Annotated in this window: 11 protein-coding genes; 3 read left to right on the top strand and 8 right to left on the bottom strand. The window is 44.6% G+C overall.

All coding sequences use genetic code 11. The features are described 5' to 3' along the window. Positions 1–84: 84 nt before the first annotated feature. The 8 genes from BS617_RS04990 to BS617_RS04955 all read right to left on the bottom strand — a co-directional run bounded on the left by BS617_RS04990 (position 85) and on the right by BS617_RS04955 (position 9995). Positions 85–888: a hypothetical protein gene (locus BS617_RS04990; protein ID WP_075171786.1), complete on the bottom strand. Its 804-nt coding sequence runs from the start codon at positions 886–888 to the stop codon at positions 85–87. A 210-nt stretch (positions 889–1098) separates the two neighbouring features. Further along, complete coding sequence (locus BS617_RS04985; RefSeq protein WP_306460961.1) at positions 1099–1743, bottom strand: hypothetical protein; 645 nt, start codon at positions 1741–1743, stop codon at positions 1099–1101. A 1-nt stretch (position 1744) separates the two neighbouring features. Continuing rightward, complete coding sequence (gene dcd, locus BS617_RS04980; protein WP_075171785.1) at positions 1745–2311, bottom strand: dCTP deaminase; 567 nt, start codon at positions 2309–2311, stop codon at positions 1745–1747. A 141-nt stretch (positions 2312–2452) separates the two neighbouring features. Continuing rightward, positions 2453–3292 (bottom strand): iron-sulfur cluster carrier protein ApbC, encoded by an 840-nt coding sequence (gene apbC / locus BS617_RS04975; RefSeq protein ID WP_075171784.1) that lies wholly within the window; start codon positions 3290–3292, stop codon positions 2453–2455. A gap of 130 nt (positions 3293–3422) precedes the next feature. After that, positions 3423–6875 carry an acyl-[ACP]--phospholipid O-acyltransferase gene (locus BS617_RS04970; RefSeq protein ID WP_075171783.1) on the bottom strand — a complete coding sequence of 1151 codons (3453 nt, stop codon included), beginning with the start codon at positions 6873–6875 and terminating at the stop codon, positions 3423–3425. Then, complete coding sequence (locus BS617_RS04965; RefSeq protein WP_075171782.1) at positions 6869–7480, bottom strand: TetR/AcrR family transcriptional regulator; 612 nt, start codon at positions 7478–7480, stop codon at positions 6869–6871. Before BS617_RS04965 ends, BS617_RS04970 begins: the two co-directional genes overlap by 7 nt. 95 nt (positions 7481–7575) lie before the next feature. Continuing rightward, the gene (trmA, locus tag BS617_RS04960; protein WP_075171781.1) at positions 7576–8664 is read right to left on the bottom strand and encodes a tRNA (uridine(54)-C5)-methyltransferase TrmA; all 1089 of its coding nucleotides are present in this window, start codon (positions 8662–8664) and stop codon (positions 7576–7578) included. Between the two features lie 92 nt (positions 8665–8756). Then, entirely contained in the window at positions 8757–9995 is a 1239-nt protein-coding gene (locus BS617_RS04955) for an HDOD domain-containing protein (RefSeq protein WP_075171780.1), read from the bottom strand. A gap of 161 nt (positions 9996–10156) precedes the next feature. Between BS617_RS04955 and metG the strand changes: the two genes are divergently transcribed. From metG to BS617_RS04940, 3 genes are all read left to right on the top strand, one after another. Further along, positions 10157–12193: a methionine--tRNA ligase gene (gene metG / locus BS617_RS04950; protein WP_075171779.1), complete on the top strand. Its 2037-nt coding sequence runs from the start codon at positions 10157–10159 to the stop codon at positions 12191–12193. Between the two features lie 404 nt (positions 12194–12597). Continuing rightward, on the top strand, positions 12598–13614 hold the full coding sequence (locus BS617_RS04945; protein WP_075171778.1) for an amino acid ABC transporter substrate-binding protein: 1017 nt from the start codon (positions 12598–12600) through the stop codon (positions 13612–13614). A 99-nt stretch (positions 13615–13713) separates the two neighbouring features. After that, on the top strand, positions 13714–14907 hold the full coding sequence (locus BS617_RS04940; RefSeq protein ID WP_075171777.1) for an amino acid ABC transporter permease: 1194 nt from the start codon (positions 13714–13716) through the stop codon (positions 14905–14907). Positions 14908–14911: the final 4 nt, after the last annotated feature.

Below are 14911 nucleotides of genomic sequence, written 5' to 3'. Positions count from 1 at the left end.
GCGACAGCTCACAATCCAGCTGATCACCACACATAATAAAAAACCGGCATATCAAGCCGGTTTTTTATTGTCTAAGAGAACACCTCAATGAATAACGGGGTTGTCCTCTTCCCCCTCAGGAACAATCATATGCCCTGTGCTGTCATGCGCTAAACACCCTCTTTCTTCTGCCAGCGTCAATAATTGCTCAAGCAGGATACTGGTTAGGTGACCACTGATAATAATCCCAGCAGGCGGATCCCCCGCAAACATTTCATCATTTTTTAGCTCATCGGGGCGCAAACCTAAAAGCAATGGGTTTTCTTCAATCAAGGGAGCTATATCGTCAGGAGCAAAAATAGCGTAGTTACCGGATACCTGTAATGCAAGCGTATATGCATCATGAGCCTCGTTGTCCAATAGCTGGATATATTCTTGCTCTGCTGCTTGAAAAATCTGGTTTAGACGACTCTTTTTACGGCTACTAACATTTTCAATTGCGGTAGACGACCGACTGTAATCCTCGGTTATCGGGAATACAACATTGAGGTCTCCCAGATCACTAACGATCCGGCCTTGATCATCGATCTCTAACCAGCCTTGCTCGAATGCAACCCCCAGCAACCCCTCAAAAGCTGCCTCTACAATGTTGCTGCAAATAATAATACCGACAGAAGGATTATCTTGCTCTTTTGGATCAGTGATAAGCTCACCCGCACGAGCGGCCAGCAGAGTTGGATCCTGAGAAATGATCTTAGCCAGCAAATCACTTCCTAAATACAGCTTCTCATGGCAAAGGGATTCAGCCGTAGCATACGCATCCTTACCCTCACTTAGGCCAAGATTGCTCATACGCTGCAGATATTCAGTTTCTAAGCCCTGCAGGATTTCTGATAAAATCTGGCTCATATTAATACATTTCCAAAGCAAGTAATTCTAATCAAGGCAATAGCGACCCGCGTGCTATTCGATTATAGATAGCATGGTCGCGTACGTAAGTTAAGCTTTTTTCTTAAGACTTATATGGATGTAACCCCTGAGAACTCAAGGGTGTAATGAAATATTTTATTGCACTGTCTAGGCACAGACCAACAATTGAGTGATGGGCCATCATTGATCTTAGTGAATCATAATGCCGATTGCAGGTACGCCCGATTTTAAACGATCAAACGAATCACGTAACTCAGCCAATGGCTTCAACCCATAATCAATTGGGTCTACCGGCAAATTGAGCCAATCCAGCGCCCAAACCCGTGTCATAAGTTCATACTCACCGATTAGCGCGTCTAAAAAAATCATCACAGCTTCGACGCGCGGATCCATATCTAACATAGACGGCGGTTCTTGCATGTAAATAGCCAAATGCAGCTTATTATCAATACTGTTCAAAGAGTACCAATAATCCCGCAATTCGCATACTTCATCAGCCACGTTAATAAAGTTTGGTATTGGGTCGTAGCGATGGTTGAATGCTTTGAAGCGAATTCCTGATAAAGCAGGCGCCGCCCCCACCAACGATAATACAGCGTGAATAGATTCTGGATAGCCATCACATCCAAAGATCATTTCAATCGGCCCTTCATCTTCATCTCGTTCAAAATGAAAAGTAAGGTTTTGATCAATTTTTTGCAGCGTGTCACGATACTCAGTTAACAGTGCATCTGCATCAAATTGGTTTTCATCTCGGCTATGCAAAAGCTGATCAATTGTCAGCTCCACCTGCGCCCAGAAATCCAGAATTTGTTGTTGGTTTGTTTGCATCATCTTAAGTACGAGGAACCACTACACCAGTTTGACCTTGGTACTTACCTTTACGGTCACGATACGATGTTTCGCAGACTTGGGCAGCACCTAAAAATAGCATTTGAGCCACGCCTTCATTAGCGTATATTTTTGCAGGTAGCGGTGTAGTGTTCGAAAACTCTAAAGTCACATGCCCTTCCCACTCTGGCTCTAATGGAGTCACGTTCACGATGATACCGCAACGCGCATAGGTGCTTTTACCTAAACAAATAGTTAACACATCACGGGGGATTTTAAAGTATTCAACTGTACGCGCCAAAGCAAAAGAGTTAGGCGGAATAATACATACATCCGATTTGATATCGACAAAGCTGCCTTCATCAAAATCTTTTGGGTCCACAATTGATGAGTTTATATTGGTAAAGATTTTAAATTCGTCAGCACAGCGAACATCATAACCATAACTTGATGTACCGTAAGAAACGATAGGTCCGTTAGCCGTATGGCGGACTTGGTTCGCCTCAAACGGAGAAATCATTTCGTGTTCTTCCGCCATTTGGCGAATCCAGCTGTCTGACTTAATACCCATAAACCTGTTCCGATACCCAAAAAAATTAAAAGCCGCTAATTGTAACTTTTTTCGTAAAAAAAAGCCGCATATATCATCGATATTAATGCGGCTTTTCTTATAACGAGGGCGCTTTACAGCACAAACGCTCAGTTTTGTTGGCTAATCATCACAAACTTCTATAAAAGGAACGGATGAAGGCTCAGCGTCGAGCTTCTCCAATTGCTTTACAACCTGCTGTGCAATCGCTTTATATCGCTGTGCTATCTCCGATTCTGGCTCAGCGAAGACAGTTGGTTTACCGTTATCAGCCTGTTCTCGTATTTGTAACGTTAACGGCAAACTGCCCAAAAGTTCCGTATCGTAGCCTTGAGCAATTTTCTCACCCCCGCCCGCACCAAAAATATGCTCTTCATGGCCGCACTGGCTACACACATGAGTACTCATATTTTCGATGACTCCTAAAACAGGAATATCAACTTTACGGAACATTTCGATCCCTTTTTTGGCATCAAGCAAAGCGATATCTTGCGGTGTCGTAACGATAACCGCCCCATCTACAGCCACTTTTTGCGCCAAGGTTAATTGTATGTCACCAGTACCAGGTGGCATATCAATAACTAGATAATCTAAATCATCCCATTGCGTCTGAGTGGCTAGCTGCTGCAAAGCACCACTGGCCATAGGGCCACGCCATACCATAGGTGTATTTTCATCAATCAATAAGCTGATGGACATCGCCTGCAAACCAAGCACCACAACTGGTTTCATACCATTCTCGCCCACAGGTTCTGGGCGAATACCGGCCGGAATACCCAGCATCATGCCTTGACTAGGACCGTAGATGTCAGCGTCTAATACTCCGACACGCGCACCACCTGCGGCTAACGCAAGCGCTAAATTAGCAGTGGTAGTTGATTTACCAACTCCCCCTTTACCCGATGCCACAGCAATAACTTTTTTAACACCAGGAAGACCATTTGATTTTGCAGCAGCCGGCATACTTATCTCCACGTTGTTTACCATCGCTGTTAAGCCATGGCATTAAAACCAAGTAATTTAGTCAGCTATTATGACAGTGAATCTAACTCATGACTAGCCAAGTGCTCAAGCACAACCGCTAAAGCATCAGTCAACTGCATGAGAGCGCCATCTTTTTAGCAGCCCCGAAGTCTGTTTTACCGCTTCCTAACACAGGAACTGACTCCACAAAATAAATACTGCTAGGAATCATTAACCCCGGCATTCCTGAATCGACCATCCGTTTGCGCGCCTCTGAGCTATCACCCTCTCCTTCGATAAGCAACACGACCTTTTCACCTTTCTTACTGTCCGGTAAGTTAACGGCAACCATCGGCGTTTCGGGCAAGGCTAGAGCCTTCTTGGCACGCGCCTCAATATCGGACAAGCCAACCATCTCACCACCTAATTTGGCAAAACGACTATAACGGTCGACGATAGTCAGGAAGCCATCTTCGTCTAACCACCCCTTGTCGCCACTTTTGTACCAACGGACACCATCACGCAGCACAATCACATCCTGAGTTTTCTCAGGGTTATTTAAATAGCCCTTCATGATTTGTGTACCACCAATCAGAATCAGCCCCGCCTCTCCGGTAGGAAGTGTCTCCAGAGTATCAGGATCAACCACCCGAAACATGGAGCCTGGCAACGCCATTCCGATAGTGCCTGCTTTATTACCTTTTTGAAGCCGCCACCATTGCGTATCTAAATAATCAGGTAAATTAACACCAGCCACCGGTGTGGTTTCCGTACAACCATAACCTTCTACAATTTCTGTCTTAAAACGCAGCTCAAATTGCTCCCTAACTTCGGGTTGCAATTTTTCAGCGCCAGATACGGTAATACGTAAACTACGGAACATCTCGGGTAGTAATTTTTTATTACGAGAGTACAAACGGAAGAAAGTTGACGTTCCAAACAAGAGCGTCGCTCGATAACGTGCTACGCCTTTACCAACGGCCACAGCATCGGTGGGGTCGGGTTGACACACCATAGGAACACCAGAAATTAATGGCATATAACAAGTAGCCGTCAATCCAAATGCATGGAAAAGAGGCAGAGATGCCATAACCACATCATCATCTGTCATATTCAGCACATCTGCAATTTGCTTCGCATTAGCCATAATATTGCGATGGCTAAGCATCACGCCTTTGGGCAACCCCTCACTCCCAGATGAGAAGAGAATCGCGGCAGTATCATCCAACGCTTTTGAACGACAATATAAAAGACTAATCAAGCTTGCTGGCAATAGCTTGACCAAGGCTAACATTCGCAAGCGGCTAGCGGCAGTGAATGTATCGCGAACATCTTCTAAATAAACAACTTCACAACCATCTAGCCATTCTCCTATGGCAAACCCTTTTGTTTTGAGGCGTGCCATAAACAATTTTGAAGTGATTACGGTGTTAATCTCAGCCTGTTCTATCGCTGCACCGACCGCTTCCTCTGAGGCGGTATAATTTAGATTAACAATCGTTTTGCCTGCCATTAATCCGGCCATATTGGCTATGGCACCGCCCGAGCTTGTCGGTACAAGAACGCCGATATTTTGTCCCTTAAGTCGCTTTATGTGCTTTCTAAACAGCAGTACTGCCGTTAGCAATCGACTATGGCTTAATGGCTGCCCTTCAACATCCGTGATTGCCCAAGCAGCGGGGGCCGCCTTCATAGTTTGAACAAAGGCTTTATCTATACAAGGCAAAGTATCTGTATATGTTTGCCATGCACTAATCGACAACTCAAATACCTTTTGCTTCACTTGAGCCGCCGTTGAATCTGCATTCATCGCTTCGCCGTATGCAACGATTACATCTCGCTTCATCCCGCCTTTAGAGGTCTCTTGAAGCTTACTACCCGATCGAGAAAAACGACTACCCCAAAGTCCGCGAAGATAAAAAGGCACAATAACCGCATTACTGTCCTTAGCAGCTATTTCAAATCCGCGCTTAAACTCCCCCAATTGCCCAGTGTGACTTATAGCACCTTCAGGAAACAGGCAGACTACGGCGCCTTCTTTTAGCAGCTGGTTAACATCTTCGAGTGCTTTACGGCTATGCCCGCCCGAAATAGGAATTACCTTATACGCATTAAGAAACCACTTTAGGTACCAACGTTCGTAAATTGATCGCTCCATCACAAAGTGAATATGACGAGGGCAAGCCATTTGAATCATTGCCCAATCCAACCAACTAATATGATTTCCCAAAAGCAGCATGCCCTGCCCTTCAGCTGCTAAATTATGGAAGCCCAACACTTTGAGGTTATATTTACGACGAATGATTGTAGACACGAGCAAGCGGATCAGCGCTTCAGGCAACTGCTTAACCGCATGAAATGCACCTAACGTAGCCACGCCCGCAAGAAGATATAAGAGCCATCCAGCTCCTAACGCCATGACCGACGCGACAACTGTCACCATGAGACCGGCTATCATGGCAATATTTTGAATAAAATTATTACCCGCCAATACTGTGCTCAACTGTTTTTCTGGAGCATGAAACTGAATTAATGCGTTTAAAGGGATAATCATTAGCGCCCCACTAACGCCAATTAAAAAGAACATCCCTGCTGAAAAAATCATTGATGTAGCCGATGGGAGCAACCACAACCCCAGCGCAACGCCCAACGCACCTAGTGGAATAAGCCCGGTATTAATATGCTGGTGAGATAACCGACCTGCGATCGCCGAGCCGATCATAATACCAATCCCAGCCAGCGCCATTGCCCCTTGAATAATAAACGTATTGGTTTCACCCAGATTCTGCTCAGCATACGTCGGAAAAACCGCCAGCATGATTTGGCTAATTGTCCAAAACACAGCCAGGCCAAATACTGACTCTATTACCCGCCGACGGCCCCACAGTGCCTTCATATTTGCACGCAACAAACGTCCACGAGTATAGCCCGACCAATCAAATGCAACATGCGGACTCTCGGGGACATGATTCGGCAAACGTTGCGCCATAACGGCCTCGAACACGGCGAATGCAATCAAAAACCATCCCAAAGGCGCAATCTGAGTCAGTATTTGGTCAGGGGGAAGCCCCAAGGAGCCACTCGCTAAACGTCCTTCAAACATCAATGAAAACACTACGATACCTGACAGGATCGCCACCATCGTTACCGACTGGATCCAACCGTTACCCTCGCTCAAGCGATCAGCACCCAATAGATCACGAATAAAGCCATACTTGGCAGGCGAATATACCGCGCTCTGTAGTGCTAGCAAAAAAGTCAGCGCAAACGACAGTTCAAACCAACCTTGGTAATAGCTCAGGGTAATCAGTGAAGTAATAACAACAGCACTGCGCGCCGCCCAACGCATGACAGTCGGTTTAGAAAAACGCGTAGATATGAAACCTGAAGGAGACAACATCAATATAAAAGGCAATAAAATCAGCGCATTAACGACAGCTGTCAAAATAATCTGCTGATCACCATCAAACGACTTAAACAATGTATTTTGTATGATGATTTTATGGCCCAAATCAACAAATGCATTTAAAAATGCAACCATCAAAAACGCCAAAAACCCAGGGATTTTTAAAAGTGTTAACACGCTGGTTTCTCCTTACACCAACCCTCTAAAAAAGAGGAAATTAAGCAATCTAGCATCGCGATTTCTGCGCCATCGATCGATAAAAATAACTTTCGGTTAACGGCTAATGTGGTAATACCATGGACTCCGCTCCATAACGTCTTAGCGGCGAGCGCAACTTCTTTGGGTGTTTTGTTTTTATTCAAATGCATCAAAGGACGTTCAATTTGCGCAAATAAATCCTCAATTTGTGCTGTCAACTTAACAGGTAACGCATCGCAGGTAGAGGATTTATGTTCAAACAACAATGACCAAGAGCTTGTATGCCGTATGGCAAACTCGTAGTAACACAGCGCATACGCGTGCAATTGCTCTTGGGCCGCACAAGGTTGTTCAGACTCAACCAATTGCTGCAAGAGTACCGACAAAGTGCGACTGTTGAGCTCCCAGCATAACTCATCAATGCTCGCAAACAGTTGATATAGAGAGCCAGCTGAATAGCCAATGGACGCAGCCACTTTTCTAGCAGACAAGCCCGACAAGCCTTCTTTTGCTACCAGCGCTTCAGCCGCATTGAGAGCCAGTTCCCTTAGCTCCTCTTTAGTGTGATCATTTCTTCTAGCCATTCACCAGCCTACCCAATTAAACAGTGTTCAAAATATAATTGAACACTGTTTAATTATCAAGCTATAGCGTATAAAGAAAAAGTGAACCTATAAATTTATTTACGAACGAGATAAACGCCGCACTCTAAATGGTGTGTATAGGGGAACTGATCGAATACCGCAAAGCGTTCAACTCGGTGGGTCTGCGTAATGGACTGCAAATTTTCATACAAGGTCTCGGGGTTACAACTGATATAGACGATATTATCGTACAGTTTCACTTGCTTGATAGTTTCAACATCGAGCCCCGACCGAGGAGGATCAACCAACACAGTGCTAAACTCACATTGATTCAAATCTAAACCGGCAACTTTACGGGTTTCTTTTTTACCTTGCAGTACCGCGGTTAGATCTTCCGAAGGCATACGAAGTACATTAAGGTTATCGATGTTATTGCGTGCTATGTTTTCTTCAGCGGCTCGCACAGAGGTTTTAGAGATTTCGCAAGCGACAACACGTCGAAAGTTTTGCGCCAACGGCAAAGTAAAATTACCACTTCCGCAATAGAACTCAACCAAGTCACCAGAGGCATGCTGAGTCACATCTAGCGCCCACTCAATCATCTTTTGGCAGACAATGCCGTTAGGCTGAGTGAAGCTGTTTTCTACTTGTTTATAATGATACTCACGGCCATTAATCACTAACGTTTCCATCACAAAATCGCGCTCGACGATCAGCTTCTTTTTACGCGACCGACCGACGATATCGATACCAAAACGTTCGCGAAGAGGCTCAATGGCAGCCTTCCACGCATCATCGATAGGACGATGATAAAGCAAGCTAACCAGCAGCTCACCCGATAGAGTACTTAAAAAATCAATTTGAAAAAGCTTAAAACGAATGGCCGGATCCGCTTTTATGACGGCTATTAGTTCGAACATCATGTCATGGATGCGCGGCGAAACCATTGTGCACTCATCTAAGCGAATCGGATTTTTATTATCACCGGGTTCAAACATAACATAATAGAGGTCATCGCCATCATGCCACACACGAAACTCAGCGCGTAAGCGATAGTGAGTCTTGGGAGATTCGAAGACCTCAACCGAAGGCACATCGAACGCTGAAAACTGCGCCTGCACACCAGCCACTTTAGTCGCTAAAAGATTGTCATATTGAGACGGCTGAATATCAGGAAGTGCCATCGAGAACCCCAAATGTAAAGATTAAAATAAAAAATGCCCAAGGGCGGGCATTCTATCAGGGCAACAAGCAAGTGCAACGACAATAGCGCTCGCTATACTCCATCCATACGATCACGGTATTCACCCGCCATCATTTCCCAATAATTAAGTTCACCTTTTAGCCCCAATCGCTCAAGATATTTAATAGATATCTGACTGGTAACACGACAGTCAATTACGGTTCCTACCGGAGGCAACAGGGAGTCAGCTATGTGCACTGCGGTCAGCGGTTGAAACTCATTAGACGGACAGCTGTTAGGAAAATGATGAAACAACACGGCTTCGACAACTTTTGGCGGCAAATTCCACAACCCAAGCAGATAAGCCCCTGCTTCTGCGTGAGACACACCTAGATCTAGTTTCTCAAGTGCATATAAAGGTTGCTTTAACTCAGCGGCCTTTTCCATCACTGATCTGTATTTTTCAGGATCATTAGATGCCAATACAATCATCCCAAAATCATGTAGCAGCCCTGCCAAAAAAGCGAGCCCTTGAATATGACGATCCGCTTTAACCGCACGGCATATATTCTGCGCAAAACGCGCCACAGTTAGCGAACGAGTTTGAATTTGTGCGAACGAAAAACTACTCCAACTACCATCTTGAGGGAAGGCTTCGAATAAATGATGAGACAACGCCAAATCGCGGATTTGCCTCACACCTAGAATCGTTACAGCTTCGTTTAATCGGTAAATATGTCGTTCTAAACCAAAAAAAGCCGAATTCACTAACTGAAGTACTTTTGCCGACATAACGGCATCACGCTGGATAATGCCCGCTATCTCTTTTGCACTGGAGTTTCCATTAATCAAAGCTTGATTAAGCTCTTGATATACATCGGGTAAGGAAGGAAGACGTTTTACACGACCAATCACTTCACGAATTTCTTTTTTATTGATCATCGCACTTGTTTTAAGTGCTTGTTCTACAGCTTGTGAGATTTCAATTTCACCACAACCTTCTTGTAGCGATGAATGCGCCACTTCGGCAACGCGAGCGGCCAAAACAGGTGAAAGATGACCAGAAACGACAATACGGATAGTCTCCGGTCGGATTCGAATGATATCAGTTAGCGCATTCAACGTACGATCCGGGCTTTCTGATAACCCAACAATTAATACATCAAAATGTTCACTCTCGATCCTTTTAGTAAGCTCATCGATCGATGAAACACGCGACACAAACCAGCTGTTTAAATCAGCGACTAAATTTATCTCATCATTATCAATCGATGCGGAGTTACACACTAAAATGCTTTTTTCTAACGTAATCCGCATGTTACCAGCCTCCATCCCGGAGCCCCCTTAGCAAAATATAAACAGGCAAACACTATTAGTTCTAGACGAGGATGTACAAAATTTCCACTAAATTCATATATTATGTTCATAAAAATCAACGAAAACCGTAAACTACAGTTCTTTGCATCCAATCACGCTAATCATTGTTGGAAACCATGTCAGATACGCAGCGAAAAATCCTTGTTACAAGCGCCCTCCCATACGCCAATGGACCTATCCATTTAGGCCACTTAGTCGAGTATATTCAAACCGACATATGGGTCCGCTTCCAAAAGCAACGCGGTCATCAATGCACTTATGTTTGTGCTGATGATGCTCACGGCACACCAATAATGCTCAAAGCTGATCAAATGGGTATCAACCCGCAAGCACTCATTGATCAAGTCAGCCAAGAGCACCAACGAGACTTTGCTGGCTTTATGGTTGGGTTTGACAACTATTACTCAACACATTCAGATGAGAACCGTGAGTTCTCCTCTCTCATTTATACCCGCCTGCGGGATAAAGGCCATATTGCGCGTAAAACAATTACCCAAGCCTATGATCCTGAAAAAGAGATGTTTCTACCTGATCGTTTTGTGAAAGGCGAGTGCCCTAAATGTGGTGCTGCTGATCAATATGGCGACTCATGTGAAAAATGTGGGGCAACGTACAGCCCAGTAGAACTCAAAAACGCTTACTCGGCTGTGTCTGGCGCAAAACCAATCGAAAAGGAATCTGAGCATTACTTTTTCAAATTAGGAGATTTTGAAGCGTTCCTTCGTGATTGGGTCGACAATCATGTGCAAGAACAAATGATCCACAAACTCAACGAATGGTTTGAGTCTGGTCTTCAAAACTGGGATATATCGCGCGATGCACCCTACTGGGGCTTTGAGATTCCAGATGCACCAGGTAAATATTTTTACGTATGGCTAGATGCCCCAATAGGTTACATGGCTAGTTTCAAAAACTGGTGCGTAAAAAATGATGTCGACTTTGACGAGTATTGGAATGCCGACTCAACCACCGAGTTGTATCACTTTATCGGTAAAGACATTGCCTACTTCCACACTTTATTCTGGCCAGCCCTGCTTGAGGGATCTGGTTTTAGAAAGCCAAACGGTGTTTTTTGCCATGGCTTCTTAACGGTAGATGGGCAAAAAATGTCTAAGTCTCGTGGTACTTTTATCATGGCCGAGACGTACCTAAACCATTTACGCCCAGAGTACCTTCGTTATTACTTTGCAGCCAAACTAGGTTCTGGTATCGATGACATCGACCTAAATCTCGAAGATTTTCGTATGCGCGTCAATGCTGACTTAGTCAACAAAGTCGTCAACATAGCATCACGCTGCGCAGGCTTTATCCGTAAGCTTTCCGGCGGACAATTATCTAGCCAATTACCCGATAATAACCTGTATGCAGAAGCTGTAGCTGCGGGTGATAAAATAGCCCAAGCTTACGAAAGCCGTGAGTATAGCCGCGCAATGCGTGAAATTATGGCAATCGCAGACAAAGCCAACCAATATATCGATGGTGCAGAGCCTTGGGTACTTGCTAAACAAGCAGGTCAAGAACAAGCCGTACAAGATTGCTGCTCATTAGGGATCAATCTTTTCCGGGTGATTTGTACTTATCTAACACCTGTACTTCCTCAAATTTCTGAAGAGGTAAAAGCATTCCTCAATGTTGAAGATATGCAATGGGACAGCATTCAAACGCCTTTATTGGATCACACAATCAATAAATTTAAACCGCTCATGCAGCGCGTTGAAGCTGACACTGTCGCAAAAATGACAGAAGAAAGTCGCGAGACGTTAGCCGCTACCGCCAGCCCTGCGGCCACTCAACAAGACTCCGAACTGTCAAAAGAACCGGTCGCAGATACGATTACGTTTGACGAGTTTGCCAAAGTGGATTTACGAATTGCTAAAATCGTAAAAGCTGAGCATGTCGAAGGGGCCAAAAAGCTTTTACAGCTTACATTAGACATTGGTGGCGAAACTCGTAATGTATTTGCTGGCATTAAATCAGCATATGCACCTGAACAACTGGAAGGCAAGCTAACAGTGATGGTAGCCAATTTGGCTCCACGCAAAATGAAGTTTGGCATGTCCGAAGGCATGGTACTCGCTGCCGGTCCTGGCGGGAGCGACTTATGGATTTTAGAGCCGCATGAGGGCGCTCAACCTGGCATGCGCATCAAATAGCCAGCAAACAAAACTACAAAAAGGTCCTTAAGGGGCCTTTTTTGTTATCTGTACCAAAGTCGCTGTTTTATTTGACTAAATCAACGCACCTGCTAATGTGTAATTATGGTGCAGGCGCACCAAAGTGAAACATTAGTACCATAAGCTAACAGTCACGACCAAAAGATAATAAGGGTTTACCCCTACGTAGTTTATCCATTGAAAACTATGTTTATTTTTGGAAACTTAGTTAGCAGAAACGCTCGGTAACTTAGTCCGCTGATTTACACGACGTTTAATAAAAAATATAACAATAACAAAAAGTAGGTATGACCCTTGCATTGTTCCATCCCGAAGGTTGCTACTAAAAGCAACAACTTAAAATCCAGAAGAAAAATATCCCTGATCCCAGGAGGATTTATCCAATGTTGAAAAAAACCATAATCACTACTGCAATTATCTCTGCCGGTTTCGCAGGCACCGCAATGGCTGATGGCACATTCGATGCTGTTAAAGAACGTGGTGTTGTGCAGTGTGGTGTAAGCACAGGTTTACCTGGTTTCTCGGTAGCCGATGATAAAGGTGTTTGGACAGGACTGGATGTAGATGTCTGTCGCGCCGTTGCTGCTGCAACTCTAGGTGACGCATCAAAAGTTAAATACATTCCATTAACCGCTAAAGAGCGTTTCACCGCCTTACAATCAGGTGAGATCGATATCCTTTCTCGTAACACTACATGGACTCAGACACGCGATACTACATTGGGTCTTAACTTTGCTGGCGTAAACTACTACGACGGCCAAGGCTTCATGGTTTCTAAAAACCTGGGTGTAAGCAGCGCTAAAGAGCTAGACGGTGCGGCCGTATGTATCCAAGCGGGTACAACAACTGAGCTTAACCTAGCTGATTATTTCCGTATGCTTGGCATGAGCTACTCACCAGTTGTATTTGACACTTCAGACCAAACAGTTAAAGGTTTTGAATCCGGCCGTTGTGATGTCCTAACATCAGACCAATCTCAACTCTACGCTTTACGCATCAAGTTAGAGAACCCTTCAGATGCAATGGTACTGCCTGAAGTTATTTCTAAAGAGCCACTAGGCCCTGTTGTTCGTCAAGGCGACGATACTTGGTTCAACATTGTGAAGTGGTCTTATAATGCGATGGTAAACGCTGAAGAGCTAGGTCTTACTTCCGCTAACATCGACAAGATGAAAACATCTGATAACCCTAACATTGGACGCTTTGTTGGTAACGACGGCCCTAAAGGTAGCGGCATGGACTTACCAGACGATTGGGCATACCAAATCGTTAAACAAGTGGGCAACTACGGTGAGTCTTTCGACCGCAACGTAGGTGAAGGTTCAGCGCTTAAAATCAGCCGTGGTCTAAACGCACTATGGTCTGAAGGTGGTCTTCAATTCGCTCCACCTATGCGTTAATCATTGTCAGACAGACATGGGCTTGAGGCTCATGTCTTTTTCTCAATGCGTTTCAGGCAGGGAGTTAACTCAACCCCCTGCTTCTTCTTGGAGAGTTAAATGTCGGCATCTGATCGATTAACCTCAGAGACTACCGCAGCATCTGGTCATTTTTGGAATGACCCAGGCAAACGAGCAATTATCTTTCAGTTGCTACTGATCGCCGGACTTGCGGGTATTCTCTACACTATTATCAACAATACTTTAACCAATTTAGACCAACGGGGTATAACGACTGGTTTTGCTTTCTTAAACAACCAAGCTGGCTTCGGTATTTTACAAACACTAATTCCATACACAGAAGCTGATACATACGGCCGCACTTTTATAGTTGGCTTACTCAATACGATATTGGTGTCGGTTTTAGGTATTATCGCCGCTACCATCCTTGGCTTTTTTATCGGCGTTGGCCGCTTGTCCAACAACTGGCTTATCAACAAAATTTGTAGCATCTACGTAGAAATTTTCCGTAATATCCCGTTATTACTGCAAATTTTCTTCTGGTATTTTGCTGTTCTTCGTACATTACCCAGCCCTCGTCAAAGCTACGAGTTTATGGGCGGTTTCCTTAACGTACGAGGCCTGTATCTACCGAAACTAGTAGGCTCAGATGGCTCAGGTATAGTATGGCTATCACTTGCATTTGGTATTATCGCTACATTAGTTATCCGCTCATGGGCTACTAAACGCCGTGAAGAAACCGGACAAGGCTTCCCCGTTTGGCAAACAGCTATCGGCTTAATCCTTGTTTTACCCACACTCACCTTCTTTGCAATGGGCCAGCCTTTTACGGTCGACTACCCTACTCTGAAAGGTTTTAACTTCCGTGGCGGCATGACGCTAATACCAGAGCTAATAGCACTTTGGTTTGCTCTCACCATTTATACTGCTTCGTTTATTGCGGAAATCGTTCGTGGTGGTATTTTGTCTGTACCCAATGGTCAATTAGAAGCCGCCAGCGCGTTGGGTTTACCCCGCGGCAGAACATTACGATTCATCATTTTGCCACAGGCCCTACGAGTCATTATCCCTCCATTAACTAGCCAGTACTTGAATTTAACTAAAAACTCATCACTGGCTACGGCTATCGGTTATCCAGATCTTGTTTCTGTTTTTGCAGGCACAACTCTCAACCAAACAGGCCAAGCTATTGAAGTCATCTTCATGACTATGGCGGTTTACTTATTACTGAGTATTCTCACCTCAATATTCATGAACTGGTACAACACGCGCAAAGCGCTGGTTGAGCGATAGGAGG

The sequence above is a fragment of the Neptunomonas phycophila genome, assembly GCF_001922575.1.
GTDB classification, from domain to species: Bacteria; Pseudomonadota; Gammaproteobacteria; order Pseudomonadales; family Balneatricaceae; genus Neptunomonas; species Neptunomonas phycophila.
Note: the sequence above shows the minus strand (reverse complement) of the source record. Positions and strands in the feature narration are given on the sequence as shown.